Source organism: Sphingobium amiense (genome assembly GCF_003967075.1).
GTDB lineage: Bacteria > Pseudomonadota > Alphaproteobacteria > Sphingomonadales > Sphingomonadaceae > Sphingobium > Sphingobium amiense.
The window spans coordinates 1,578,938-1,603,539 of the sequence record NZ_AP018664.1 but is presented as its reverse complement, the minus strand read 5'-3'; the positions used below and the strand labels follow the sequence as shown (position 1 = coordinate 1,603,539).

The 24,602-nt window shown below is 66.0% G+C and carries 24 protein-coding genes and 4 tRNA genes; 13 read left to right on the top strand and 15 right to left on the bottom strand.

What is annotated here, in order from left to right; translation table 11 throughout:
• Nucleotides 1–40 precede the first annotated feature (40 nt).
• Nucleotides 41–559 carry a hypothetical protein gene (locus tag SAMIE_RS07705; protein WP_066697143.1) on the top strand — a complete coding sequence of 173 codons (519 nt, stop codon included), beginning with the start codon at nucleotides 41–43 and terminating at the stop codon, nucleotides 557–559.
• Nucleotides 560–639: 80 nt separating this feature from the next.
• Complete coding sequence (locus tag SAMIE_RS07700; protein WP_066697142.1) at nucleotides 640–1,578, top strand: glutaminase; 939 nt, start codon at nucleotides 640–642, stop codon at nucleotides 1,576–1,578.
• Here SAMIE_RS07700 and SAMIE_RS07695 read toward each other — a convergent pair.
• The 7 genes from SAMIE_RS07695 to aroA all read right to left on the bottom strand — a co-directional run bounded on the left by SAMIE_RS07695 (nucleotide 1,575) and on the right by aroA (nucleotide 8,160).
• Complete coding sequence (locus tag SAMIE_RS07695) at nucleotides 1,575–3,359, bottom strand: cation:proton antiporter domain-containing protein (protein ID WP_066697140.1); 1,785 nt, start codon at nucleotides 3,357–3,359, stop codon at nucleotides 1,575–1,577. The two genes, SAMIE_RS07700 and SAMIE_RS07695, sit on opposite strands and share 4 nt — an antisense overlap.
• 77 nt (nucleotides 3,360–3,436) lie before the next feature.
• A tRNA-Leu gene (locus SAMIE_RS07690) sits at nucleotides 3,437–3,522 on the bottom strand.
• Nucleotides 3,523–3,592: 70 nt separating this feature from the next.
• On the bottom strand, nucleotides 3,593–3,883 hold the full coding sequence (locus SAMIE_RS07685; RefSeq protein WP_066697134.1) for an integration host factor subunit beta: 291 nt from the start codon (nucleotides 3,881–3,883) through the stop codon (nucleotides 3,593–3,595).
• 173 nt (nucleotides 3,884–4,056) lie between these two features.
• A complete protein-coding gene (gene rpsA, locus SAMIE_RS07680; protein WP_066697131.1) occupies nucleotides 4,057–5,769 on the bottom strand; it encodes a 30S ribosomal protein S1 in 1,713 nt (570 codons plus the stop codon).
• A 179-nt stretch (nucleotides 5,770–5,948) separates the two neighbouring features.
• Entirely contained in the window at nucleotides 5,949–6,578 is a 630-nt protein-coding gene (gene cmk, locus SAMIE_RS07675) for a (d)CMP kinase (protein ID WP_066697128.1), read from the bottom strand.
• Nucleotides 6,575–6,823 (bottom strand): CBU_0592 family membrane protein, encoded by a 249-nt coding sequence (locus SAMIE_RS07670; protein ID WP_066697124.1) that lies wholly within the window; start codon nucleotides 6,821–6,823, stop codon nucleotides 6,575–6,577. The genes cmk and SAMIE_RS07670 overlap by 4 nt, the downstream gene beginning before the upstream one ends.
• Nucleotides 6,820–8,160: a 3-phosphoshikimate 1-carboxyvinyltransferase gene (aroA, locus tag SAMIE_RS07665; protein ID WP_066697122.1), complete on the bottom strand. Its 1,341-nt coding sequence runs from the start codon at nucleotides 8,158–8,160 to the stop codon at nucleotides 6,820–6,822. Before aroA ends, SAMIE_RS07670 begins: the two co-directional genes overlap by 4 nt.
• 149 nt (nucleotides 8,161–8,309) lie before the next feature.
• On the opposite strand from aroA, the gene SAMIE_RS07660 reads away from it, so the two are divergent.
• The 3 genes from SAMIE_RS07660 to SAMIE_RS07650 all read left to right on the top strand — a co-directional run bounded on the left by SAMIE_RS07660 (nucleotide 8,310) and on the right by SAMIE_RS07650 (nucleotide 9,030).
• Nucleotides 8,310–8,648, top strand: coding sequence for a TIGR02300 family protein (locus SAMIE_RS07660; protein WP_066697120.1), 339 nt, complete (start codon nucleotides 8,310–8,312; stop codon nucleotides 8,646–8,648).
• A gap of 90 nt (nucleotides 8,649–8,738) precedes the next feature.
• A tRNA-Ala gene (locus SAMIE_RS07655) sits at nucleotides 8,739–8,814 on the top strand.
• A gap of 140 nt (nucleotides 8,815–8,954) precedes the next feature.
• Nucleotides 8,955–9,030: transfer RNA gene (locus SAMIE_RS07650), tRNA-Ala, on the top strand.
• A 44-nt stretch (nucleotides 9,031–9,074) separates the two neighbouring features.
• On the opposite strand, the gene SAMIE_RS07645 is transcribed toward SAMIE_RS07650, so the two are convergent.
• The 5 genes from SAMIE_RS07645 to dapB all read right to left on the bottom strand — a co-directional run bounded on the left by SAMIE_RS07645 (nucleotide 9,075) and on the right by dapB (nucleotide 14,100).
• Nucleotides 9,075–9,758 carry an HPP family protein gene (locus tag SAMIE_RS07645; RefSeq protein WP_066697118.1) on the bottom strand — a complete coding sequence of 228 codons (684 nt, stop codon included), beginning with the start codon at nucleotides 9,756–9,758 and terminating at the stop codon, nucleotides 9,075–9,077.
• A 64-nt stretch (nucleotides 9,759–9,822) separates the two neighbouring features.
• Nucleotides 9,823–12,099, bottom strand: a complete 2,277-nt coding sequence (locus tag SAMIE_RS07640) for an ATP-dependent helicase (RefSeq protein WP_066697660.1) — start codon at nucleotides 12,097–12,099, stop codon at nucleotides 9,823–9,825.
• A 116-nt stretch (nucleotides 12,100–12,215) separates the two neighbouring features.
• Nucleotides 12,216–12,611: a hypothetical protein gene (locus SAMIE_RS07635; RefSeq protein WP_066697116.1), complete on the bottom strand. Its 396-nt coding sequence runs from the start codon at nucleotides 12,609–12,611 to the stop codon at nucleotides 12,216–12,218.
• Between the two features lie 54 nt (nucleotides 12,612–12,665).
• Nucleotides 12,666–13,334 carry an endonuclease III gene (nth, locus tag SAMIE_RS07630; RefSeq protein WP_066697114.1) on the bottom strand — a complete coding sequence of 223 codons (669 nt, stop codon included), beginning with the start codon at nucleotides 13,332–13,334 and terminating at the stop codon, nucleotides 12,666–12,668.
• Between the two features lies 1 nt (nucleotide 13,335).
• Entirely contained in the window at nucleotides 13,336–14,100 is a 765-nt protein-coding gene (gene dapB / locus SAMIE_RS07625) for a 4-hydroxy-tetrahydrodipicolinate reductase (protein WP_066697111.1), read from the bottom strand.
• 99 nt (nucleotides 14,101–14,199) lie between these two features.
• Between dapB and SAMIE_RS07620 the strand changes: the two genes are divergently transcribed.
• The 6 genes from SAMIE_RS07620 (at nucleotide 14,200) to SAMIE_RS07595 (ending at nucleotide 20,650) form a co-directional block, all read left to right on the top strand.
• Nucleotides 14,200–14,895, top strand: a complete 696-nt coding sequence (locus tag SAMIE_RS07620) for an NAD-dependent deacylase (protein ID WP_066697109.1) — start codon at nucleotides 14,200–14,202, stop codon at nucleotides 14,893–14,895.
• Between the two features lie 67 nt (nucleotides 14,896–14,962).
• On the top strand, nucleotides 14,963–15,715 hold the full coding sequence (locus tag SAMIE_RS07615) for a class I SAM-dependent methyltransferase (protein WP_066697107.1): 753 nt from the start codon (nucleotides 14,963–14,965) through the stop codon (nucleotides 15,713–15,715).
• 7 nt (nucleotides 15,716–15,722) lie between these two features.
• Nucleotides 15,723–17,021 (top strand): hypothetical protein, encoded by a 1,299-nt coding sequence (locus SAMIE_RS07610; protein WP_174522200.1) that lies wholly within the window; start codon nucleotides 15,723–15,725, stop codon nucleotides 17,019–17,021.
• Nucleotides 17,018–18,163 (top strand): glycosyltransferase family 4 protein, encoded by a 1,146-nt coding sequence (locus SAMIE_RS07605; RefSeq protein ID WP_066697105.1) that lies wholly within the window; start codon nucleotides 17,018–17,020, stop codon nucleotides 18,161–18,163. Before SAMIE_RS07610 ends, SAMIE_RS07605 begins: the two co-directional genes overlap by 4 nt.
• Nucleotides 18,160–18,906 carry an FkbM family methyltransferase gene (locus tag SAMIE_RS07600; protein ID WP_066697102.1) on the top strand — a complete coding sequence of 249 codons (747 nt, stop codon included), beginning with the start codon at nucleotides 18,160–18,162 and terminating at the stop codon, nucleotides 18,904–18,906. Before SAMIE_RS07605 ends, SAMIE_RS07600 begins: the two co-directional genes overlap by 4 nt.
• Nucleotide 18,907: 1 nt before the next feature.
• Nucleotides 18,908–20,650: an MFS transporter gene (locus SAMIE_RS07595; RefSeq protein WP_066697099.1), complete on the top strand. Its 1,743-nt coding sequence runs from the start codon at nucleotides 18,908–18,910 to the stop codon at nucleotides 20,648–20,650.
• Between the two features lie 10 nt (nucleotides 20,651–20,660).
• Here the strand turns inward: SAMIE_RS07595 and SAMIE_RS07590 are convergent, their stop codons facing one another.
• The 3 genes from SAMIE_RS07590 to SAMIE_RS07580 form a co-directional block, all read right to left on the bottom strand.
• Complete coding sequence (locus tag SAMIE_RS07590) at nucleotides 20,661–21,671, bottom strand: FecR family protein (RefSeq protein ID WP_066697097.1); 1,011 nt, start codon at nucleotides 21,669–21,671, stop codon at nucleotides 20,661–20,663.
• Nucleotides 21,589–22,194 carry an RNA polymerase sigma factor gene (locus SAMIE_RS07585; RefSeq protein WP_066697095.1) on the bottom strand — a complete coding sequence of 202 codons (606 nt, stop codon included), beginning with the start codon at nucleotides 22,192–22,194 and terminating at the stop codon, nucleotides 21,589–21,591. Before SAMIE_RS07585 ends, SAMIE_RS07590 begins: the two co-directional genes overlap by 83 nt.
• Before the next feature lie 189 nt (nucleotides 22,195–22,383).
• Nucleotides 22,384–22,584 (bottom strand): hypothetical protein, encoded by a 201-nt coding sequence (locus tag SAMIE_RS07580; protein ID WP_408641261.1) that lies wholly within the window; start codon nucleotides 22,582–22,584, stop codon nucleotides 22,384–22,386.
• Nucleotides 22,585–22,706: 122 nt separating this feature from the next.
• Here SAMIE_RS07580 and SAMIE_RS07575 point away from each other — a divergent pair.
• A tRNA-Leu gene (locus SAMIE_RS07575) sits at nucleotides 22,707–22,791 on the top strand.
• A gap of 60 nt (nucleotides 22,792–22,851) precedes the next feature.
• Complete coding sequence (tig, locus tag SAMIE_RS07570) at nucleotides 22,852–24,462, top strand: trigger factor (RefSeq protein WP_066697093.1); 1,611 nt, start codon at nucleotides 22,852–22,854, stop codon at nucleotides 24,460–24,462.
• Nucleotides 24,463–24,602: the final 140 nt, after the last annotated feature.

Sequence of the window (24,602 nt, the reverse complement as noted above, 5' to 3'; positions counted from 1 at the left end):
TTGGCATTCACAAGGTTTTTCTGTCAGGAGAAAGCCTTTTATGAAAATGATGATCGCCATATCGCTGATGATCGGGGGCGCTGCTGCCCACGCGAACACCGTGACGCCTGCGCCGCCGATGCAGACGATAGCCGTGCCGAGGGCGGCGCCGCCGCCGGTGTTCAATCCCGTGCCCGTGGGCCGGGCCGCCATGCCCGTGACGCGCGTGACGGTTCGGGTGCTGCTGGGCCGCGAGACCTTGTGGTCAGGGCCGCTCTCGATTGGCGCGTCCACGGCCCGCATCTCGCTCAACGAGCCGGTTTCCGGCGCGGAGCCATGCGAGCAGGGCGCGCGCATGGCGGCGATGCGGCAGATCGAGGTTATGATTAGCGGGCAACCCTATAGCGGTGCCGCTGCGCCCTACCGGCTTACGGCGCGCTACACCCGTCCCGTGGACCTGGGTGGCTGCAATGGCGGAACGCGCGGCATATCTATTGAACAGGGCTTTTCGCTGAGCGGCGCCAACCCCTTCGTGGCGGAAGGCGATGGCGGTTTCCGGGTGGAAATCACCGCGCCCTAAGGGGCGACATGCCTTCTTTCGCGCATCGCTTTACGATAGCATTGCCCCGTCCGTAACGATGGGAGGGCGGGATATTGCCGGTGGATCTTGCCGAACTGACCGCCGAAATCGCGGCGGCCATGGCGGGCGCGGAGGATCGTGGGCAGGTTGCGCGCTATATCCCCGAACTCGCAGGCGTCGATCCGGCGCAGTTCGGCATCGCCATCGCAACGGCGGACGGGCGGATGTTCGCGGCGGGGGACGCGGATACCGGCTTTTCGATCCAGTCCATTTCCAAGGTGTTCGCGCTGACGCTGGCGCTCGGGAAGGTGGGCGACCAGCTTTGGGAGCGGGTCGGGCGGGAGCCTTCGGGCAATGCCTTCAACTCCATCGTCCAACTGGAGCAGGAACATGGCATCCCGCGCAATCCCTTCATCAACGCCGGGGCCATCGTGGTGTCGGACGTCAATCTGGGCGGCCACCAGCCGCGCGTCGCCATTGGCGAGATCTTGCGCTTCGTCCACTATCTGACGGGCGACGACAGCATCGCCATCGACGAAGCGGTCGCCGCGTCGGAGGGAGCGACGGGATACCGCAATATCGCGCTCGCCAACTATATGCGCGCGTTCGGCAATGTCCGCCATTCGCCCGAACTGGTGCTGGGCCTCTACGTCCACCAGTGCGCCATCGAGATGAGCTGCCGCCAACTGGCGCTGGCGGGGCGGTATCTGATGCTCGACGGGCGGCACCCCGATGGCGGGCGGGTGGTGTCGCCGGGACGGGCGCGGCGGATCAACGCGCTGATGCTGACATGCGGCCATTATGACGCGTCGGGGGACTTTGCGTTCCGCGTCGGCATTCCGGGGAAGTCGGGCGTGGGCGGCGGCATTCTTGCCATTGTGCCGGGTCGGGCGTCCATCGCGGTGTGGTCGCCGGGGCTGACCGAGGCGGGCAACAGCAGGCTGGGCGGGCAAGCGCTGGAGATACTGGCGCGCCGCACCGGATGGTCGATCTTCAGCCCGCCCGAGGAGGGCGACTAGCCGACCTCGTCCGGGCGCAGCCGCCGAAGCTTGGGCGTGGCCTCCATCTGGGCCGCATCCTTGATCCCGACGCGCAGATCCTCGCGCATCTGGTGGATCGACGCGATCACCGGCCCCATCGCGACGCCAAGGTCGACCAGCGCGGTTTCCGCCAGTTGCAGCGAGCTTTCGAGCGTTTCGGGGACCGCGTCGCTGGCGCCCGCCTTGTAGAGTTGGGCGGCATGATCGGTATCGCGGGCGCGGGCGATGATCGGCAGGTCGGGCACCCAGCCGCGCACCCGCTTGGTCACGCGCACCGACAGCACCGGATCGTCCATCGTCAGGATGAGCGCGCGGGCGTGGCCGAGGCGCAGCCTGTCCAGCATCTCCGTCCGCGCCACGTCGCCGAACAGGATCGGATAGCCCATCCGCCGCGCGTCGGCGACGACATCGGGATCGGATTCGACCACGGTGAAGCGCTGGCCATGGGTCTTGAGCAGGTCGCACACCATCTGGCCCACGCGCCCGAAGCCGATGACGACAGCCGCCGCTTCGGTTTGATCCTCCTCCTTTTCGACCCTGTCCTCGCCCAGCGCCATTTCGATCCGGCGCGCGGCGTCATGGCCGATGCGGGCGAGGAGCGGCGTGATGGTGAGGCCGATGGCGGTGACGATCTGCCAGAAGGCGGCGGTCGAGGGCAGGATGAGCTGCGCCGCCGCCGCCGCAGACAGCACGATCAGCGTGGTTTCCGAAGGGCTGGACATCAGCAGGCCGACTTCCGCCGCGACGCCCTTGCGCGCGCCGGACAGGTAGAGGAGCGCGGTCGTCACCAGCGTCTTGGCCAGCACGACGCCGACCACCGCCAGCAGCAGGCTGGGCCAGTTGGCGAGGATGACGCGGATGTCGAGGCTCATGCCCACCGTGATGAGGAAGACGCCGAGCGCCAGTCCCTTGAACGGTGCGGTCATCACCTCGACCTCGCCATGATAGTCCGTTTCGGCGATCAGGATGCCCGCCAGCAGCGCGCCGACGATCGGAGAGAGGCCCGCGATGGAGGTGGCGAGGCTGGAGACGATAACGACCAGCAGGCTGGCCGCCAGGAACACTTCGGGGCTTTTGGTCCGCGCGGCCTGGCTGAAAATGTGGGGCAGCGTGAAGCGGCCCAGCACCAGCATGACCGCAATGGTGATCCCGCCCTTCATCAGCGTGTCGGCCAATGCGCTCCACGGTCCGTCCGGGCTGGCGGCGACGGACGGGGCGAGCGCGCCGAGCATGAAGATGATCGGAACGAGCGCCAGATCCTCGAACAGCAGCATGGAAAAGGCGGAGCGGCCCACCGCGCTCTGCGTCCCGACCATGGGCAACACCACCGCGGTCGAGGAGAGAGCGAGCGCGAGGCCGAGGCCGATGGCCCCTGCGGTCGGCTGACCCAGCAGATAGAGGCCCAGCGCGATCAGCAGCGCGCTGCCGATGAGTTCCGCCGCGCCCACGCCGAACACCTGCGCGCGCATGGACCAGAGGCGGCGGAAGCTCAGTTCCAGCCCGATGGAAAAGAGCAGCAGGATGACGCCCAGCTCCGCGAACGGTTCTATCGCCTCGCGGTTGGAGATGGTGACATGATAGAGCCAGGGATATTGCCCGACGAGCGCGCCCAGCCCCGCCGGGCCTACCGCAAGGCCCACGAGGATGAAACCGATCACCGGGCTGATCCGGAAACGCGCGAACCCCGGTATCACCAGCCCCGCTGCGCCAAGGATGACGAGGGAGTCGCTGAAGCTCTGGGTATTGATTTCGCCGGCCATGCGCCATCATTGCGGCTGGGCAATGGAATTGCCAGCCCCATTCGGGCAAAATCGGAAATTGCCCTTGTCACACGCCATGGTGCGGACGGCGGGACTTGAACCCGCATTCCCAGGGGGAGGCGGATTTTAAGTCCGCTGCGTCTACCGATTTCGCCACGTCCGCCCACGCGCGTGCCTGAAGGCCCGCCACACCTGACGGGTGGCGGTCGACAGGTCAAGCGACAGATGGCGGATCAGGCGTCGGTTTTGACGTTCAGCCGCTCGCGCATTTCCTTGCCCGGTTTGAAATAGGGCACGCGTTTGGCTGACACCGGCACCTGCTCGCCGGTGCGCGGATTGCGCCCGGTTCGCGCATCGCGGGCGCGTGTGGTGAAGGCGCCAAAGCCCCTCAGTTCCACGCGACCGCCCGATGACAGTCTGTCGACAATCTCTTTGAAGAAAAGATCAACGATCTTCTCTACTTCCTGAATATGCAGGCCCGGATTGTCATGGGCCAGCTTTTGAATCAATTCCGAACGGATCATGTGTTCCCCAGCCCCTCTGCTGCGTCCCGCCTAGATCAATATAGCTTCGATGCTTGCTTGACAATGAGCCAACAAGCCGGTCGTTTCATACTGGGAATGAGAACAGGTTGCGTTCAGCAAAAAACCCGCCGGACAATGTCCGACGGGTTTCCTGTTCCTTCCGGAGGAGGCGATCAGCCCTCGCTCTTCGCCTTGAGCGCTTCGCCCAGAATGTCGCCCAGCGACGCGCCGCTGTCGGACGAGCCATATTGGGCAACCGCCTGCTTTTCCTCGGCAATCTGCATCGCCTTGATCGAGAAGGTCGGCTTCTTGGCGCGGTCGAAACCGGTCACCATGGCGTCGAACTTCTGGCCGATCTGGAAGCGTTCGGAACGCTGCTCGTCACGGTCGCGGCCAAGGTCGCTGCGCTTGATGAAGCCGGTGGCGCCATCGTCGCCGGCCTGGACTTCCAGACCGCCGTCGCGGACTTCAAGCACGGTCACGGTGACGATCGCGTTCTTGTTGAGGCCAGCCGACGCAGCCGAAGTGCCGCCCGCTGCCGGACCGCCACGCTCAAGCTGCTTCATGCCGAGGCTGATGCGCTCCTTCTCGACGTCGATGTCGAGAACGACGGCCTGAACCGTCTCGCCCTTGCGGTGCAGCGCCAGCGCGTCCTCGCCCGAGATGCCCCAGGCGATGTCCGACATGTGGACCATGCCGTCGACGTCGCCATCGAGGCCGATGAACAGGCCGAATTCGGTCGCGTTCTTGACTTCGCCCTCGACGGTCGAACCGACCGGGTGACGCTCGGCAAAGCTGTCCCAGGGGTTGGAGATCGCCTGCTTGAGGCCCAGGCTGATGCGGCGCTTTTCGGGATCGACTTCCAGGACGATGACGTCGACTTCCTGGCTGGTCGAAACGATCTTGCCGGGGTGGACGTTCTTCTTGGTCCAGGACATTTCCGAAACGTGGACAAGGCCTTCGATGCCCGCTTCCAGCTCGACGAACGCACCATATTCGGTGATGTTCGTGACGCGGCCCGACAGCTTCGCGCCGACCGGATATTTGGCGGCGGCGCCTTCCCACGGATCGCTTTCAAGCTGCTTCATGCCGAGGCTGATGCGCTGCGTGTCGCGGTTGATGCGGATGATCTGGACGCGGACGGTATCGCCGATGTTGATCATCTCGTTGGGGTGGTTGATCCGCTTGTAGCTGAGATCGGTGACGTGCAGCAGACCGTCGATGCCGCCAAGGTCAACGAACGCGCCGTAATCGGTGATGTTCTTGACCACGCCCTCGATGATCTGGCCTTCGGCCAGCGTCTGGATGAGGCCCGAGCGCTGTTCGGCGCGGGTTTCTTCCAGAATGGCGCGGCGCGACACGACGATGTTGCCGCGGCGGCGATCCATCTTGAGGATCTGGAAGGGCTGGGGAATGTCCATCAGCGGGGTGACGTCGCGCACGGGGCGGATGTCGACCTGCGAACCGGGAAGGAAGGCCACCGCGCCGTCGAGATCGACGGTGAAGCCGCCCTTGACGCGACCGAAGATCACGCCTTCGACGCGGGCGTTTTCGGTAAATTCGCTTTCCAGCTTGTCCCATGCGGCTTCGCGGCGGGCGCGGTCGCGCGACAGCATCGCTTCGCCATGGGCGTTTTCGACGCGGTCGACATAGACTTCAACTTCGTCACCGACCTTGAGATCGGCCTTCTGGCCCGGCGCGGCGAATTCGCGCAGCGGCACGCGGCCTTCGGACTTGAGGCCCACGTCGATGACGGCGAGGTCGTTTTCGATGGCGGTTACGGTGCCCTTGACGACGCGGCCTTCGAAGCCGCCATCCTCGCCACCGAGGGAATCATTGAGAAGCGCGGCGAAATCGTCGCGCGTGGGGAATGCCACAGAGGCCATTAGGAATGTCCTTCATACGTCATTGCTGGCCTACCGGTTGTCTCCGGTGGTCTTTAGGCCAAACTACGTTCACGACCGAATATCGCCAACGTATCCAGAGGGTTGGACGAAGGAACGCGCAAGCCGTGAAAAAGCGAAAAGGGCGCCCGGAAGCTCCGCGCGCCTTATCGGGCCGGGCGTTACGCGCGACCTTCAAGCTGGGCGTCCACAAGCGCGATCGCCCGCTGGACGGCGGCGTCTATAGTCAAATCGCTGGTATCTAGCAAGTCCGCGCCGTCGGCCTGTTTAAGCGGAGCATGGTCGCGGCTCATGTCGCGGGTGTCGCGCGCCTGGATGTCGGCGATGAGGCTGTCCATGTCCGGGTGCCCGCCATGGGAGAGGGCGTCCTGATAGCGGCGCTCGGCCCGCACCCGGACGCTCGCCGTCACGAAGATCTTGGCGTCGGCGTCCGGCGCGATCACGGTGCCGATGTCGCGCCCGTCGAGGATCGCGCCGCCCGGCTGCGTCGCGAAATCGCGCTGCCGCTGGATGAGGGCGTCGCGCACGCTCTGGTGCACCGACACACGGCTGGCGAGGCTGCCCACCGCTTCGGTGCGCAGCGCCGGGTCGGCGAGGATCGCGTCGTCGAAGCCGCAGGCGGCGAGCGCGTCCGCCTCGATGTCGGGGTCATGCCCGGCCTTGAGCACCGCCAGCCCGACCGCGCGGTAGAGCAGGCCAGTGTCCAGCACCGGCAGGCCATAATGGCGGCCCAGCGCCTTGGCGATGGTGCCCTTGCCCGATGCGGCGGGGCCGTCCACGGCGATAATCATGGGCGCTTCCTCCGCACGGCGTTGCCAAGCCCGAGCAGCGCGATGGCCGCCCAGACAATCTCCAGCGCCATCGACGCCAGATTGAAATGCACGGTCAGCGACCAGATCAGCAGCAGCGAGCCGACGAGGTTCAGCAGATTGAAGATGAAGAAGTTCAGCGTCTTCGCCATGTTGCTATAGGCATAGGCGACGACCATGAGGCCGCTGCCGGCCAAGCCGACGATGTTGGCCCAGTCGAAGGTCATTCGACCGCCCCCAGTTGGCGGAGCAGCGGCAGGAAGGTCGGGAAGCTGGTCGCGACCGGACGCATGTCGTCGATGGTGACGCCATCGCGCGACACGAGACCGGCCACCGCGAAGCTCATGGCGATCCGGTGATCGAGCTTCGTCGCGATGGGGCCGCCGCCGGGGAGCGGCGCGCCGCCGCTGCCTTCGATCACGATGCCGTCTTCCAGTTCCTCGACCGTGACGCCGATGGCGCGCAGACCCTGCGCCATGGTCGCGATGCGATCCGATTCCTTGACGCGCAGTTCTTCGAGACCGCGAAAGACGCTGCGGCCCTGCGCGCAGGCGGCGGCGATGAAGGCGACGGGATATTCGTCGATCATGCTGGGCGCGCGGGCGGGATCGGGTTCGATGCCGTGCAGCGTGGAGGCGGTGACGATCAGGTCGCCGACCGGCTCTCCGCCCACCTCGCGGGCGTTCACGATCTCGATCGCGCCGCCCATCTCGCGCAGCAGGTCGATGAGGCCCGCGCGTGTGGCATTCAGGCCGACATTCGCGATCGTTACCCGCGATCCCGGTACCAGCAGCGCCGCGACCATCGGGAAGGCGGCGGAGGAGGGGTCGCCGGGCACGACGATATTCTGCGGCGTCAGTTCCGCTTCGCCGACGAGCGTGATGACGCGCGTGCCATCCTCTTCCGTTTCCACGCTGAGGTCCGCGCCGAAGCCCTTCAGCATCCGTTCGCTATGGTCGCGGGTGGGGATCGGCTCGACCACGCGGGTGATGCCCGGCGTGTTGAGGCCCGCAAGAAGAATCGCCGACTTGACCTGCGCCGAAGCGACGGGAAGGCGATAGTCGAGCGGGACGGCGGGGCAGGCGCCCCGCATCGTCAGCGGTAGGCGGTCGCCGGGACTGGACGTGAAACTCGCGCCCATACGGCCCAGCGGCTCGGTCACGCGCGCCATGGGGCGCTTGCTGAGCGATGCGTCGCCGATGAAGGTCGCGGTCAGATCATGACTGGCGAGCAGCCCCATGAGCAGGCGCGTCGAGGTGCCGCTATTGCCCATGTCGAGCGCGGTCTGCGGCTGGAGCAGGCCGCCGACCCCCACGCCGTGAATGTGCCACACGCCCTGCGCGTCGCGCCCGATCTGCGCGCCTATGGCCCGCATCGCGGCGGCGGTGGCGAGCACGTCCTCGCCCTCCAGCAATCCCTCGACGCGACTTTCCCCGACCGCGAGCGCCGAAAGCATCAGCGAGCGGTGCGATATGCTCTTGTCCCCCGGCACGGTGACGCTGCCCGCGAGCGGCGGAGCGGCAGTGAAGCTGTGGGGAGAGGGCTGATCGTCTGATGAGGTCACGGATTGTCCGATGCGCTGGAACCGAAAAAATGCGAGCGGCTTTTGACAGCGCGGTCCCGCTATGGCAAGGCGCGCGACGTTTCGTGGCCAACCCCGTGTTGGGCCGCGTGATTTTACGTTTTTGGTATCGGAAAAGGAATAGGCCGGACATGGTGAAGGCTGAATGGGGCACGAAACGGACCTGCCCGAAATGCGCGACGCGCTTTTACGATCTGGGCAAGGATGATCCGGTAACCTGCATCAACTGCAACACGGCGTGGATGCCCGAGCCGGTTCTGAAGTCCAAGCAGCCGCTTCCCTATGAGGAAGCCGCGCCCAAGAAGGTCATCGAAACCGCCGATGGCGAGCTGGAGACGGCTGACGACGATCTGGACCTCGACATCGACGTCGATGACGATGGCGATTCCCCCGACAATGACGTCGATCTGGGCGGCGACGACGACCTGGGCGTCGACGCGGGCGGCGACGGCGACGACGACGATAATTGATGCAATTTCCGCTTGCCAACAGGATCGCCTGATCCTAGAGGCAGCGACCTCGAAGCGCCGGACCCAAACGGCGCTTCTCTATCTGGTGTCGGGGCCTTAGCTCAGCTGGGAGAGCGCCTGCATGGCATGCAGGAGGTCAGCGGTTCGATCCCGCTAGGCTCCACCAGTTTTGCCGGTGAGCGAATGTCCGGGGGACATTCGCCGGCAAAACTCCCCGAACGATAGTGAGGGGGTGTCGAGAAGCCGCACACGGCCTTTATGACCGCACCGGCATTCAGCCATAGCCGCGGCACCGTCCGCGCCGATGGGGCCTTAGCTCAGCTGGGAGAGCGCCTGCATGGCATGCAGGAGGTCAGCGGTTCGATCCCGCTAGGCTCCACCAATTGCAGAGATTTTATCGGACGGCGGCTTCGACCGAAGCCCGCCTTATCCGTCGCCCAGTCGCCGCTTCGCGTGCAGTTCGGCGCGCGACAGCAGCAGGTCCAGATCCTCCCGCGCGATGTCGAAGCTCTCCTGCATGTCTTCGAGTGCGCGGTCGATGTCCTGCGCGTGGAAGCCCGCCGCCGCCTGTTCCGCGCTGGCCGCCTTCACCGCGAGGGCGGGGCGATGCGGGTAGCTGTGATTGGTGAAGCGGTGGAACAGGATGCCCAGCAGCACCAGCGTGACCGAATTGACGCCCACGGGCGCCAGCGCGAAGCCGTAGCCTGCCGCATGGATGCTCTGGCTGCCGATGACGGCGGTCAGCGCCGCCGCTCCGCCGGGGGGATGCAGGCAGCGCAGCAGCGACATGAGCAGGATCGCGCCGCCCACCGCCACACCGCTCGCCACCGCGACATTGGGGACGAGATGAAACACCGCGACGCCGAACAGCGCGGAAAGGACATTGCCGCCGATGATCGGCCATGGCTGGGCGAGGGGGCTGGCGGGGACGGCGAAGACCAGAACCGCCGATGCGCCGAGCGGCGCAACAAGGACGGGCAGGTCGCCCATCGGCAGGCGACTGCAAAGGAGAGTGGTGATCGTGATGCCGGCGGCGGCGCCGATGCAGGCGACCAGCCGGGCGGGCAGGTGCGCGCCCGCCAGAACGGGCCTGAAGAAACGGAGAAGCATGAGGAAGCCTTTGGGTGGTTCGGCGCGCACCGCATTGCCGAACGCGGACGCGATGTCCAGCCCCTCAGGCGATGCTTACGAAGCTGTCCATCACCCTTTTGCGTCCCGCCGTTTCGAAATCTATCTCCAGCTTGTTGCCTTCGATCTCCGCGACGGTGCCGTAACCGAACTTCTGATGGAATATGCGCAGGCCCACAGCCATGTCGTCGCGGCCCTTGTTGCCGAGCGACACGGCCGATGCGCGCGCTTCGACGATGCGGACAGGTTCGCGGCTGAACTGGCCGGACGATTGTGCACGCTGCCAACCCGGACCGCGCCCCGTGCCGCGCGCGACATTGGCGAAAGGGTCTTCGCGTTCCGACCAGTTGGCGCGCCAGAGCGACGCGCCGCCCGACATGCTGCTTTCCTGATCGACATGCTCGGGCGGCAGTTCGCCCACGAAACGGGAGGGAATGGAACTGGTCCATTGCCCGTAGATCCGCCGGTTCGCGGCATGGAAGATGGTGCAGCGCCGCCGCGCCCGCGTGATCGCCACATAGGCGAGGCGGCGTTCCTCCTCCAGACTGTTGAGGCCGCCTTCGTCGAGCGCCCGCTGCGATGGGAAGATGCCTTCTTCCCATCCGGCGAGGAACACATGGTCGAATTCCAGCCCCTTGGCCGCGTGGATGGTCATGATCGTGATCTTGCGCTCGTCCGCCTGCGCTTCGTTATCCATGACGAGGCTGACATGCTCCAGGAACGCGCCCAGCGTCTCATATTCCTCCATCGCGCGGGTCAGTTCGGTCAGGTTTTCGAGCCGCCCGGCGCTTTCGGTCGAACGTTCGGCCTGAAGCATGGCGGTATAGCCGCTTTCGTCGAGGATCTGCCGTGCCAGTTCCGCGTGGGGGAGCTGGCCCGCCCGGTCGCGCCAGCGCGCGAGGTCGCCGATGAACGCGCCGAGCGAACGGCGGGCCTGCGGCGTCAGCTCGTCCGTGTCGAGGATGCGTGCGGCCGCCAGCGTCAGCGGCACGCCCTGCGCACGGGCGAGGCGATGGAGCTTCTCCACCGCCTTGTCGCCAAGGCCGCGTTTGGGCACGTTGACGATGCGTTCGAAGGCAAGGTCGTCGGCGGGCTGGTTGACGAGGCGCAGATAAGCGAGCGCGTCGCGGATTTCGGCGCGCTCGTAGAAGCGGAAGCCGCCGACGATGCGGTAGGGCAGGCCGATCTGGATGAAGCGGTCCTCGAACTCGCGGGTCTGGTGCTGGGCGCGCACGAGGATCGCGACTTCCTCCAGCGAGGCGCCGCTGCGTTCGATCGCCTCGATCTCCTCGCCGACGCTGCGTGCTTCCTCCGGGCCGTCCCAGACGCCGACGACGCGGACCTTTTCGCCCACGTCGATGTCGGTCCACAGCGTCTTGCCGAGACGGTTGCCATTTTCCGCGATCACGCCGGACGCTGCGCCCAGGATGTGCGGCGTCGAGCGGTAATTCTGTTCCAGCCGGATGATCGCCGCGCCGGGAAAATCCTTCTCGAACCGCAGGATGTTGGCGACCTCCGCGCCGCGCCACGAATAGATGGACTGGTCGTCATCGCCGACGCAGCAGATATTTTTGCGGCTCTGCGCGAGCAGCCGCAGCCAGAGATACTGGCTGCTGTTGGTGTCCTGATATTCGTCCACCATGATGTAGCGGAACTTCTGCTGATATTGCTCCAGCACGTCGCGATGCGTCTTCAGGATCGTCAGAACATGGAGCAGCAAGTCTCCGAAGTCGCAGGCATTCACGTCGCGCAGCCGGGCCTGATACGCGGCATAGAGCTTTTGCCCCTTGCCATGGGCATAGGCTTCGGCCTCGCCCGCGCCGACCTCCGCCGGGGTCAGTCCCTTGTTCTTCCACTGGTCGATGAGGCCCGCAAGCTGGCGGGCGGGCCAGCGCTTCTCGTCGATGCCTTCGGCCTGCACGAGCTGCTTGAGCAGGCGCAACTGGTCGTCCGTATCGAGGATGGTGAAATTGGATTGCAGGCCGACCAGTTCGGCGTGGCGGCGCAGCATCTTGGCGGCGATGGCGTGGAAGGTGCCAAGCCACGGCATCCCCTCCACCGCGTCGCCGATCATCCCGCCGACCCGCGCGCGCATCTCCCGCGCGGCCTTGTTGGTGAAGGTGACGGCGAGGATTTCGGAGGGCCATGCACGGCGGGTCGCGATCAGATGGGCGAGCCGGGCGGTCAGCGCCGCCGTCTTGCCCGTCCCCGCGCCTGCGAGCACCAGCACCGGCCCCTCGGTCGTCAGCACCGCCTCCCGCTGCGGCGGGTTCAGACCCTGAAGATAGGGCGGATCGTTGGGAGAAGGGGCAGGAACCGTCATGAAGGACAACTAAGGTGAGCGAGGGTGATGGGCAAGGGTCGGCCCCTCGCGGCGATCCTGCCGGTATGAGAACAAAAAGAGAATAATGCAAGGAGCCGCACTCTCACATCATCGGATCAATGCGCCGGGCGCTCCATCGGCTGAAACTGGCCGAGGCCGCAGCTTGCGCCCCGTTGCAGGCCGCTGCCCTGACTCCACAGCACGTGGATGATGTCGACAGAGCAGAGCTGCGACAGGGACGTGGCATAGCCGAACCGCTTTTCGAAGCCGAGGCTGGGGCAGCTATTGGGCAGAATGTTGCGGTAGATGCGGCGGCTGCTCACTTCGAAATCAATGGTGCGGTCGTCGCGGACACTGGTCGAGCGGATCTGGGTGATCGGGATGCAGTCGACCGGCTTTCCGGCGGCGACATAGGGATCGGCCTTGTCCTTGCCCGTCCCGGCGACCGAAGGCGAAACGGCCAGTGCGGCTGTCAGTCCGGCCGCCGCGATCATGGAAATGCGTGCCATCATTTCTCTCCTGATATTTCTGCCTGTAAGACGTAGCCACCCCGGCGGTTCCGTGCGTCAAACCGGTGGCGTTTTGGGCGCTTTCGCTGCCGGGGCTGGGGTCTTTGGCCGGTAGCGGCACAGGTCCGCCACGATGCAGCGCCAGCATTCGGGTCGACGCGCCTTGCAGACATAGCGGCCATGCAGGATCAGCCAGTGATGCGCGTCGCGGCGGAAGGGAGCGGGGACGCGTTTGTCGAGCTTCTGTTCGACCGCGAGCACTGTTTTCCCCGGTGCGAGACCCGTGCGGTTGCCGACGCGGAAGATGTGCGTATCGACCGCGAAGGCTTCCTGCCCGAAGGCGGTGTTGAGGACCACGTTCGCGGTCTTGCGCCCCACGCCGGGCAGCAGCGTCAGCGTGTCGCGATCCTGCGGAACTTGCCCGCCATAGTCGCGGACCAGCATTTGCGACAGGGCGATCACATTCTTCGCCTTGGCGTTGAAGAGGCCGATGGTCCTGATGTGGGCTTTCAGCCCCTCTTCGCCCAGATCGACCATCTGCTGCGGCGTTTCGACCTCGCGGAACAGCGCGCGGGTCGCCTTGTTGACGCCGACATCGGTGGCCTGCGCGGACAGGACGACCGCCACCAGCAACTGAAAGTCGTTGCCATATTCCAGCTCCGTCTGCGGCGCGGGATTGGCTTCGGCTAGGCGGCTGAAGAAATCGAAGATCTGCGCCCTGTTCATCCTAGAGGCCCAGAACGGCCTTCATGTCGTAGCGCCCCGCCGGTTGCCCGGCCAGCCATTGCGCCCCCCTGATCGCGCCGCGTGCGAAGATGGCGCGGTTTTCCGCACGGTGGCCGAGTTCGATCCGCTCGCCCTCCGTCGCGAAGATGACCTGATGGTCGCCCGCGACCGATCCGCCGCGCAGGGCGGCAAAGCCGATGGCCCCCGCCGTGCGCGCGCCGGTGATGCCATCGCGCCCGCGCTCGCTATAGCCGGCAAGGGCGATGCCGCGTCCACGCGCCGCGGCCTCTCCCAGCAGAAGGGCGGTGCCGGAGGGGGCGTCGACCTTGTGCCGGTGGTGCATCTCGACAATCTCGATATCCCAGTCGTCGCCGAGGCTGGCCGCCGCGCGCTCGACCAGCGCGGCGAGCAGGTTGACGCCGAGAGAAGTATTGCCGGTCTGGAGCACCGGGATGCTCTGCGCCGCTGCGTCGATCAGCGCATGATGGCTGGCCTCCAGCCCGGTGGTGCCGATGAGGATCGGCTTGCCCGCCGTCACACAGGCGTCGAGATGCGCCGCAAGCGCAGCGGGAGCCGAAAAGTCGATCAGCACGTCGCTGCGGGCGGCCAGCGCCGCCGGATCGCCGGTGATGGGAAGGCCGGGCGCGATTTCGCCCTGCGCGACATGATCGACGCCGCCCGCGATGGGAACGCCCGCCTCCTGCGCCGCCTGCGCGATGGCGCGGCCCATGCGTCCTGCCGCTCCCAATATGCCGATACCGCTCATATGCCCCGCCCCGTGCTGCCGTGGGCCAAGCCGATGCCAGAGCCGGGCCGCTTTGTCATCCCTTGGCGCGGCGCTTCCGCTCGCCTAGACAGGGGAAGCATGGACATCGAAAACATCGTGATCCTTACCGGGGCGGGCATATCGGCCGAAAGCGGCCTTGCGACCTTTCGCGGGCCGGACGGGCTGTGGGAAGGGCATCGGGTCGAGGATGTGTGCACGCCGCAGGCGCTGGCGCGCGACGCCGATCTGGTTCACCGCTTCTATGACGAGCGCCGCGCGAAGCTGGCCGAGGTCAGCCCCAACCCGGCGCATGCGGCGCTGGCGAAGCTGGACGCGAATTGGCCGGGCGGACTGCTGATCATCACGCAGAATGTCGACGACCTGCATGAGCGGGCGGGAGCGAGGCGGCTGATCCACATGCATGGCGAACTGAAGTCGGCGCTGTGTGCAGCCTGCGGAGAGGCGGAGGCGTGGGACGGCGCGCTGCCGCCCGGATCGTCCTGCCCGGCGTGCGGGGCGCCGCAACTGCGGCCCGACATCGTTTTCTTCGGCGAGATGCCCTATCGGATGGACGAGATCGACGCGGCGGTCAGGCGGGCCGACCTGTTCGTGTCCATCGGCACGTCCGGCGCGGTCTATCCGGCCGCGGGCTTCGTCCAGACGGCGCGGCATCATGGCGCGCGCACGCTGGAGCTGAACCTCGAACCGTCGGCGGGAAGCTATCTGTTCGAGGACACGCGGCTCGGCCCGGCGAGTGTGCTGGTGCCTGCGCTGGTCGGGGAGTTGCTGGCATGACTCCTCTGGTGCGCGACGGGCTATCCTGTATAGGGCGCGGCTTGCTTGATCCTGATCGGAGCGAAGGGTGATTACTGTTCAGCGGGTGGCGAAGGCGGCCGGCAAACATGCGACCAGGGCCATGCTGCGGCTCCGCACGGCGCTCGGTGCGCGCAAGGACCGCGCCTGTCCGGCGTGCGGGCAGATGGTGGTCGGCTTCTTCCTCTATGGCGACAATGGCGAATGGGGCTGCCCGCAGTGCGGCGCGTCCCCGCGCGAGCGGCTGATGAACTGGCTGATCGGGGAAGGGCGCATCCGCGTGCCGGTGGACGGGGCGATCCTCCACATGGCTCCCAATGAAGCGAGCCTCGTAAGGCGCTTTTCCGCCGCGTCGGATTATGTCCCGGCAGACCTGCATCCCGACATCTACCCCGTGCCGCATATGCGGCGCGTGGACCTCATGGAACTCGGTGACGAGGGGCGATACGACCTGTTCTACGCCAGTCATGTGATGGAGCATGTGCCTGACGATGGCGCGGTGCTGCGTAACATCCATCGCGCTCTCAAGGCCGGGGGCGAGGCGTGGCTGGTCGTGCCGCTGTGGGATAAGCCGACCGAAGACGGCAGTTTCGACATGCCCCCGCGCGAACGCGAGCGGCGTTTCGGGCAGTGGGATCATGTGCGCCAATACGGGCCCGATTTCGCCGATCGTATCCGTGCCGCCGGGTTCTATCTGGAGGAGATCGACGCATCGTCGATCGACCCCGACATCCGGCGTCTCTATGCGCTGGACGACCGCCTTTTCCGCGCGCGCAAGCCGATGGCGGACGCCGCCGCGTGAGCCGCCCGTGACGCGGCTCGCGCGGCTGGAAAGCTCCGCCCGCATCCTGGCGCTGGTGAAGCTCGCCAATGTGGCGCTTATCCTGATCTGGGGTTTCGCCGTCACTTTCGTGTTCGTGCGCGTGCTGCCGCTGGCGGAGTTTCAGGCATTTCTGCTGCTGGTCGCGTTCGGCAATTTCACCATCTCGGCCGAGTTCGGCCTCACCAGCATCATCTATGCGCGGCTGCGGCGACACTGGCTGGGCGAAGCGAAGGAGGGCGATGGGGGTTTCCGGCTGGAGGAGATGGGCGTCATCTTCCTGTTTCTGGCGCTGCTCGTCATGGCGGGCGCACTGATCCTGATCGCGGCGCTGGGTCTTGGATGGCTGCGGACGGGCGTGCCGTTGCTGTTCTTTCTCTTCTTCCTGTCGGCCTGCCTCAACCTTCCCGCGCTGCTGGCCAAGCGTGCGCTGGCGGCGGTGGACGGGAACCTGCTGTGGGAGTTGCTGGACTGCGGGCGGCGGGTCGTGACCATCGGGCTGCTGACGGCGATGCTGTTCGGTCTCGATCCGGTTGTTTCCGTGGCGCTGCAACTGGCGGCGAGCATCGTCGTGATCGGCTGGGCCATCGGCCATGTCCATCGCAGGCTCGGCATGACGGGCGCACACTGGATGGCTTTCCGGTCGGGCGGCGGCCATGTCCGGTCCCATTATCTGAGCGACATCGGCGCGTCGGTGCTGTTCACCCTGTCGGACATCGTCGCCTATAATGCGCCCTATTTCACCATCGCGGCGGCGACGTCCGATCCGCGCCCGATGCTGGTGTTCGACTTCTTCTTCAAGATGTCGCGTTCGCTGTCCATGCTGGTGCGCGCGGTGGTCGAAGCGGCGCTGCCGCGCATCACCCGCGCCTTTCACGCAGGCGAGAGCGTGCGTTTTCGCCAGTTGATGCTGCGCGTGTCGGCGGCGGGGCTGGCATTCTGGGGCGGGGTATCGCTGGCGCTGCTGGTGGTGGGGGAACGGCTGTTCCGGCTGCTGTTCGCGGGGCATGCGGGGATCAGCCGGATCGACATCAGCCTTATCATCGTGGCGCTGGCCGCGCTGACGATTGTGTGCGTGTCGGTCTATGTCCAGACCGCGCTCGGGAGGTTCCGGCACCTGCTCGCGCGGTCGCTGCCGCTGCTGGCCGGTTCGCTGGCGAGCGCGCCGCTGGCGGTGTTGCTCCTTCCCGGACGGTTCGATGTCGCCTTTCTGGCGCTCTATGCCGCGACGCTGGGCTTTGCCGGGCTGCTCCACATCCTCTCGCTGCGGAGCCTCGCGCGGGGATGAAGATCGCGATGATCGACCCGTCGCTCTTTACGGGGCGCTATGACGACAGCCTGTGCGCGGCGCTGGCGGCGGAAGGGCATGACGTCACGCTGATGGCGCGGCCCATGCGGGACACCGATGCGATCCGTCCGCAGGGCTATCGCTACGACCCCGCCTATTTCCGCCTGAGCGAAGGATTGCGCGCTCGGTTGGGAGAGGGGCGCGCCTTCCGCCTGCTCAAGGCCGTCGAATATGGGGTGGCCTGCGTCGTGGGAGGGCTGGGAACCATCAGGCGCGCCGGTGTGGCGCATGTCCAGTGGCTGCCGCTGGCGCCGGCCGACCGGCTGATGCTGCGGCGGCTGAAGGGCAGGTTGCCGCTCGTCCACACGGTCCACAATGCCGACGCCTATCATGCCGACGCGGGCGTGCAGGGGCGGGGCTATCGCGCGCTGCTCGATATGTTCGACGCGCTGGTCGTGCATGGCGGGACGACGGTAGCGGCGCTTACCGCGCAGGGCGTCGATCCCGCGCGCATCCATGTCATCCCGCATCCGCCGATGCAGCTTGCGGCTGCGGGCATCGACGATCTGGCGAGCGTTCCGGATGCCCCCGTGCCGCGCATCCTCTTCTTCGGCACGATGCGGCCATATAAGGGGATCGACATTCTGATCGACGCCTGTCTCAATCTGTGGAGGGCGGGGCATCGGTTCGAACTGGCGCTGGCGGGCAAGCCCTTCATGCCGATGGAGCCGCTCACCGCGCGCGTCGATGCGGCGGGCTACGGCGACAGGCTGCTCAAGGATTTCGGTTTCCTGTCCGAAGGGCGGCTGAGCGCGCATATGGAAAAGGCGGACATCATCGCCTTCCCCTATCGCCATATCGATTCGAGCGGGGCGTTCCTGTCCGCGCTGCACCATGGCAAGGCGATGGTGACGTCCGACGCAGGCATGTTCGGCCAGCTTCCCGCCGATGTTGCGGTCCGTGCGCCGGCAGGAAATGCGCCGGCGCTGGCCCAAGCCCTCTTGCCGCTGATCGAAAGCGCGGCCATCAGGCAGCAGCAGGGTGCGCGGGCGCGCGCCCATGGCGAAGCGATGGGAAGCTGGAAGGACATGGCCGTGGCGACGATCCGCGTCTACGAAAGCGTGATGGCCGGGCGCGCATGAACCGTTATGTGCGAGAATTGCGCGACCGGGCGCTGGCGACACGGCTGGCGCTGGGCGGGCGGGTGCATCAATATCCCGAGATCCAGGCTCTGCGCCGGTTTCTGGCCGCGTTCGACGTCGACTGCCTGTTCGATGTCGGCGCCAATCGTGGGCAATATGCGACGATGCTGCGCCGCGACTGCGGCTATCGCGGGCTGATCCTGTCGTTCGAGCCGAACCCCGATGTGTTCGCGCAGCTTGAACGCCACGCGGCGGGCGACCGGCGCTGGCACGTCTTCAACATGGCGCTGTCCGACTTTGACGGCACCGCGAGCTTCAACATCATGGCGGCGGACCAGTTCAGTTCGCTCAAGACGCCATCGGGGACGCAGGACGCGATCTTCACCGAGCGCAATCGCATCGTGAAGTCGGTCGAGATGCAGTGCCGCAGGCTCGACACGATGCTGCCCGAACTGATCGCCGAACATGGATTTCGCAGGCCTTTCCTCAAGATGGACACGCAGGGCCATGACCTGTCGGTGTGCGAGGGCGCGGGCGCTGCCCTGTCTTCGATGACGGGCGTGCAGACCGAACTGGCGATCCGGCCCATCTACCAGTCGGGCACCGGCTATCGCGCCATGATCGAGTGGCTGGAGCAGGCCGGGTTCGTGCCCTCCGCCTTCTTCGCCAATAATAAGGGGCATTTTCCGCGCCTCGTCGAAATGGACGGGCTGTTCGCGAACCGGACGCTGGTCGGGGACTGACATGATCGGGCGGACCGGCCATGTCGACGCGCGCCGCATCTATCTCGCCGGGGCGGTGGGGCTGGCGCTGTGGCTGGGCGCGACTTTCCTGTGGCACGTCACCTATCGTCAGGGGATCAGCCTCGCGGTCATCCTGCTGCTGGATCAGGATTTCCCCGCGCTGCTGGGCGCGATCCTCCTGCTGGCGCTGGCCGCGCCACGGGCGGAGGGGCGCGGCTTTGCCCTGCCGCCGCCGCGCGCGCGGATCGTCATCCCGCTGATCGTGCTGCTCGGCATGGCGGCATGGGCCGGGCACTATGCGCTGTTTCAGGACTATGCGATCAGCCGCGACGAGGAAGTGGCGCGCTTTGCCGCCGCCTATATGCGCGAGGGCCGATTCGCCCGGCCTATTCCGATGGAGTGGGAACCCTATCGCCGCGCGATCATGCCGGAATTCTTCTCCCCCTTTGGCGCGGCGGATTACTGGACGGCGGCCTATCTGCCGGTGAACAGCGCGATACAGGCGCTGTTCTGGCGGTTGGGCGATCCCAATCTGGCGGGGCCGACGCTGCTCATGGCGGGACTGGTCGCGCTGTGGCGGGTGGCGTTGCGGCTGATGCCCGACCGGCCCGATGCGGTGTGGGTGGCGCTGCTGCTCGCTTTCTCGTCAAGCCAGCTTTGGGTCACGGCGATGACGCCTTACGCCATGACGGGCCATTTCGCGCTCAACATGATCTGGCTGGCGCTGATGCTGCGCGCGGGCGTGGTGGGCCATGGCGCCGCGGGGCTGGTGGCGGTGATCGCCGCCGGGCTGCACCAGTGGCATTTCCCGCCCTTGTTCATCGCCCCCTTCATCCTGTGGATGCTGTTGCAGCGCCGCTGGACGGTCGCCGCCTTCCATGCGCTGACGCTGGTGGCGATTGTGGTGATCTGGGCGAAGCTGTGGCCCGGTTTCCTGTCGCACATGCTGGGCGCGCCGGTCGATGTCCGCCCCTCCGCCGGGGTGGCGGACAAGGTGGGCAGCCTGTTCGAGCGGCTGGGCGACCGGTGGCAGCCTCTGGTCAACCTGACCCGCTATGTCGCGTGGAACAATATTCTGATGGTGCCGCTCGCGGTGCTCGGCATCGCGGCGATGCGGTGGCGGGCGATGATCCGGGGGCAGGAGATCGCCCTGCCGCTGGCGCTGGGATGCCTTGCGGGATGCGTGCTGGCGCTGGCGCAGGGCTATGGATGGGGATTTCGCTATGCGCACGGGTTCATCGGCCCCTTCTGCCTGCTGGCGGGGCTTGGCTGGGCGCGGTGCCGCCGCCCGGACTGGAACCGGCCATTGTGGGTGGGGCTGGCCATCACGGCGCTGGTCAGCATCTTTCTGGTCTGGCGCACCCATGCCTTCGTCGCGCCCTATGCGGCGAGCCACCGTCTGATCGATTCGAGCGAGGCCGACGTGGTGCTGATCGACCCGCGTGGCGGACTTTATGTCACGGATCTGGTGCGCGGGCGCAATGGCGTGCCGGGCAAGCCGATGGTGATGAACCTCGCCATGCTGACGCTCGATCAGGTGGACAGCCTCTGCCGGCTTTATGTCGTCGAACTGTTCGACCGGTCGGAGTTCCGGCCGCTGGGCGTGCCGCTGGCGCGCTGGAATCTGGGCGGGATGGATGCGCTGCGCGCGCATATGAAGGAAGTCGATTGCGACAAGCCTGTGCAGCCGCCGCTGCCCGAAACCTTCGACGAAGCGCTGGAAGCCGCCGGAAACGCGATGTGACGACGCCGGATCAGGCTTCGCCCGGCGCTTCGTCGCGATAGAGGAGCATAACCGACCCGTCCTCGCCATCGACGACGCGGATGGGCAGGCTGAGCTGGAGAGCGGAGAGGAATTCGCGGCTGTCGGTCGTGCGGAACCGCCCGCCGATCCGCAGCGCCGAGACGCGCGTGTCGCCGATCAGGATAGGAGCCGTGCGGTAGCGGTTAAATTCTCCCGCCGCCTGCTCGACCGTCTCTCCGTCCAGTTCGACGATACGGTCGCGCCATGCCGTGCGCTGGCCCATGATGCGCGAATCCAGCGTCGTGAGGGCGACGTTGCGCGGCTGGATGATGGCGCCGCGTCCGGCCTCGACCATGTGCGCTCGCCCCGCCGCACAGCGGACCCGCGCCGCGCCCTTCGTGACGGTGAGTTCGACGAGCGAAGGACGCAGCCGGACGTTGAACGCCGTGCCGACCGCGCGGATGACGGCGGAGCGGGCCTCCACGTCGAAGGGGCGGCTTTCGTCATGCGCGACTTCGAAGGAGGCTTCGCCCTTGAGGATGCGGACCTTGCGGCCATTGTCGGTGAAGCGGACCTCGGCTTCGCTGTCGCTGTTGAGGTGCAGCGTCGAACCGTCCGCCAGCGCGATGTCGCGCATCTGGCCGATCGCGGTTTCATAGCGGTTGACGCCGGTAAAGGTGCGGATCGTGACGACCGCCGCGATGATGAAAAGCAGGACGGCCACCGCAGCCACGGCCATGATGTTGCGCGACAGGCGGCGCTGCTGTTCTTCGCTGACGATGGCGGCGAGGGGGGGAAGAGTGACGTCAGCCGCGGCGCTCTTAAGCCGTTCGGCTTCTTCCCAGGCGGCCTCGGCACGGGCGAAGGCGACGCCATGTCTCGGGTCCGATTCGACCCACGTGCAGATGTCCGCTTCGTCTTGCGGAGACGGGTTGGAGTTAAGCCTGGCCAGCAGGCGTGCGGCCTGCGCCTCTATCGCGCTCCATTCCCCGCTGCCTGACCCTGGCTCCGACCCCTGCACGTTCGAAGTCCGTTTCCTCACGTTCCGCCCAGGCTCGCATAACTATCGCGATGGCTTTGGCCAGATGTTTTTCAACTGTAGAAACGGATAGCGACATTTCGTCCGCTATTTCGAGCATGGATTTTTCGTGGATGCGCCGAAGAATGAAGACACGGCGGCATTGGGGCGGCAGCGACTCGACGATTGCCTCGACCTGACGCAGCGCTTCGCGGGCGTGGAGCTGGGTTTCGATATTGTTCTCGCCGCCCAGCAGTTCGAGGTCTGCAATCGTTTCGAAGCTCACCACCTTGTTGCGGCGGGCGGCGTCGATGACGAGGTTGCGGGCGATGGTGAAAAGATAGGCCCGGCCGGTGGTGACATTTTCCCAGTTTTCGGTGGCGTAGGCGCGGGTCAGAACCTCTGCGACCATATCCTCCAGCTCATGATTGGAGGGCAGGATGCGTCTGAGACGCCCGCGCAGAGCGGCTTCCTGTGGCAGGATAACCGTCTTGAACCATTCCAGTTTCGCTCGAACCCGATGCACGTCGACCCCCTTGCTTTGTCAGCCGTGCCTCTCCCCGTTTTCTTCTATCTGTCACAGTCAATCATTGTTGCAGGGGGCTGTCCAGCGCGGCCGCAGTCTTTTTTTAACGATTGACCGCAAACGTTCCCGTGAGCGCAAATTTGTTGTGGATATGTGTCCTAAAGCGCACGGTCGATACGATGCCGCCGATCAGTCCGGCGGCGGAGGGAGTTCGTCGGGGCCGCGTGCGGGCTGGTCGTAATCGGGATCGACCGGACCGACTTCGTCCGGTTCCCGCATCGGCGCTTCCTCCGGCACGTCGAGCGGCGGGGTCTCGTCCGGCGACTGCGGACGGATGATGTCCGGAGCGGGAACGCCATCGGGATCGAGGGCGGGACGGGTGGCCATCATGTCTCTCCTTGTGGTCTGTCATGAAGGCTACGCATGGCGCTGCCAGCCAGTTCCGCCCGTGCGCCCACTATCCCTTGCCTCTCAGTGCGCTTTTCTCTATGCCGCGCCGACCGGCGACCGATGCGGGCGTGGCGAAACTGGTAGACGCGCCAGATTTAGGTTCTGGTATCGCAAGATGTGGGGGTTCGAGTCCCTTCGCCCGCACCAGTGCGCCGCCTGCGACCAAGCCACCGAACTTCAGCTTATAGAAAGCGTTTGAGAGAAGAGATGCAAACTGTCGAGACGTTGAACGAAGGCCTGAAGCGCGCCTATACCGTGACCATCACGTCGAAGGATATCGACGCCCGCGTGGAAAAGGAAGTGCAGGCGATCGCGCCGCAGGTGCGCATGCCCGGCTTCCGCCCCGGCAAGGTGCCCGCCAATCTCGTCAAGAAGATGCATGGCGAGAATCTTCAGCGCGACGCGCTCAACAACTCGATCCAGGAAAGCATCCAGAAGCTGATCGCCGACCAGAAGCTGCGCCCCGCCATGCAGCCTTCGGTCGAGCTGGACGAGGGTTTCGAGTTCGGCAAGGACGCCGAGATCAAGGTCGCTCTGGAAGTGCTGCCCGAAATCGAAGCGCCCAGCATCGAAGGTCTGAAGCTGGAGCGCCTGACCGCCGAAGTCCCCGAGGACAAGGTGACGGAGGCCGCCGGCCGTATCGCCAGCCAGCAGGGTGCGCTCGAGGAGCATGCCGCCAGCCACAAGGCGAAGGACGGCGACACGCTGTCGATCGACTTCGTCGGCAAGGTCGATGGCGAAGCGTTCGAGGGCGGCAGCGCGCAGGACGTGAAGCTCAAGATCGGCGCGGGCCAGTTCATCCCCGGCTTCGAAGAGCAGCTCACCGGCGTCAAGAAGGGCGAGGAAAAGACGATCACCGTCACCTTCCCGAAAGATTATGGCGCGGCGCATCTCGCGGGCAAGGAAGCGACCTTCGACATCACGGTCAAGGCGATTCTGAACGCCGACAAGCCCAAGCTGGACGACGAGTTCGCCAAGTCGCTGGGCCTTGAGGGTCTCGACAAGCTCAAGGAACTGCTCAAGGGCCAGATCGAGCAGGAGCATAACGGCCTCACCCGCACCTATATGAAGCGCAAGCTGCTGGACCAGCTTGCCGCCGCGCATGATTTCGATGTGCCGCCCAGCATGGTGGAAGCGGAGTTCGAGCAGATCTGGGCGCAGCTCCAGCACGAAGCCAGCCATGAGGAAGATCCCGAAGCGGCCCTCAAGGAAATGGAAGCCGAGAAGGACGATTATCGCGCCATCGCCGTGCGCCGCGTGCGCCTTGGCCTGCTGCTGTCGGAAATCGGTCAGGCGAACGGCGTCACGGTCTCCGATCAGGAAATGAACCGCCTCATCATGCAGGCGGCGCAGCAGTATAGCCCGCAGGACCGCGAGCGTTTCGTGCAATATGTGCGGCAAGACCCGATGGCCGCCGCCCAGCTCCGCGCGCCGCTCTATGAGGACAAGGTCGTCGACTTCCTGTTCGAGAAGGCCGAAGTGACCGACCGGACCGTGACCCGCGAGGAGCTGGAAGCCGCGATCGAAGCCGAGGACGGCGACCTCAAGCCTCATGTCCATGGCCCTGACTGCGGCCATGATCATGACCACGATCATGGCAAGCCCAAGGCCAAGAAGGCCGCGCCCAAGAAGAAGGCGGCGGAACCCGCCGAGGCGGAAGCCGCGCCAGCCGCTGAGCCCGAGGAAGCGCCGGCGAAGAAGCCTGCCGCCAAGAAGGCCGCTGCCAAGAAAGACGCGCCGGTAGCGGAAGAGGCAGCCGCCGAGGAAAAGCCCAGGAAGAAGGCTGCTCCCAAGAAGGCCGCCGCGAAGGCCGAGTGATCGGCTCCGGCCTCCCGACATGAAAAAGCGCCCGCCTTCGCCGAGAAGGACGGGCGCTTTTCATTTCGGGGACGGCATGGCAGACGGAATGTTAAAGGATGATGCTCCATGCCCGTCGCATGAGAGCCGGGGATGCGCCG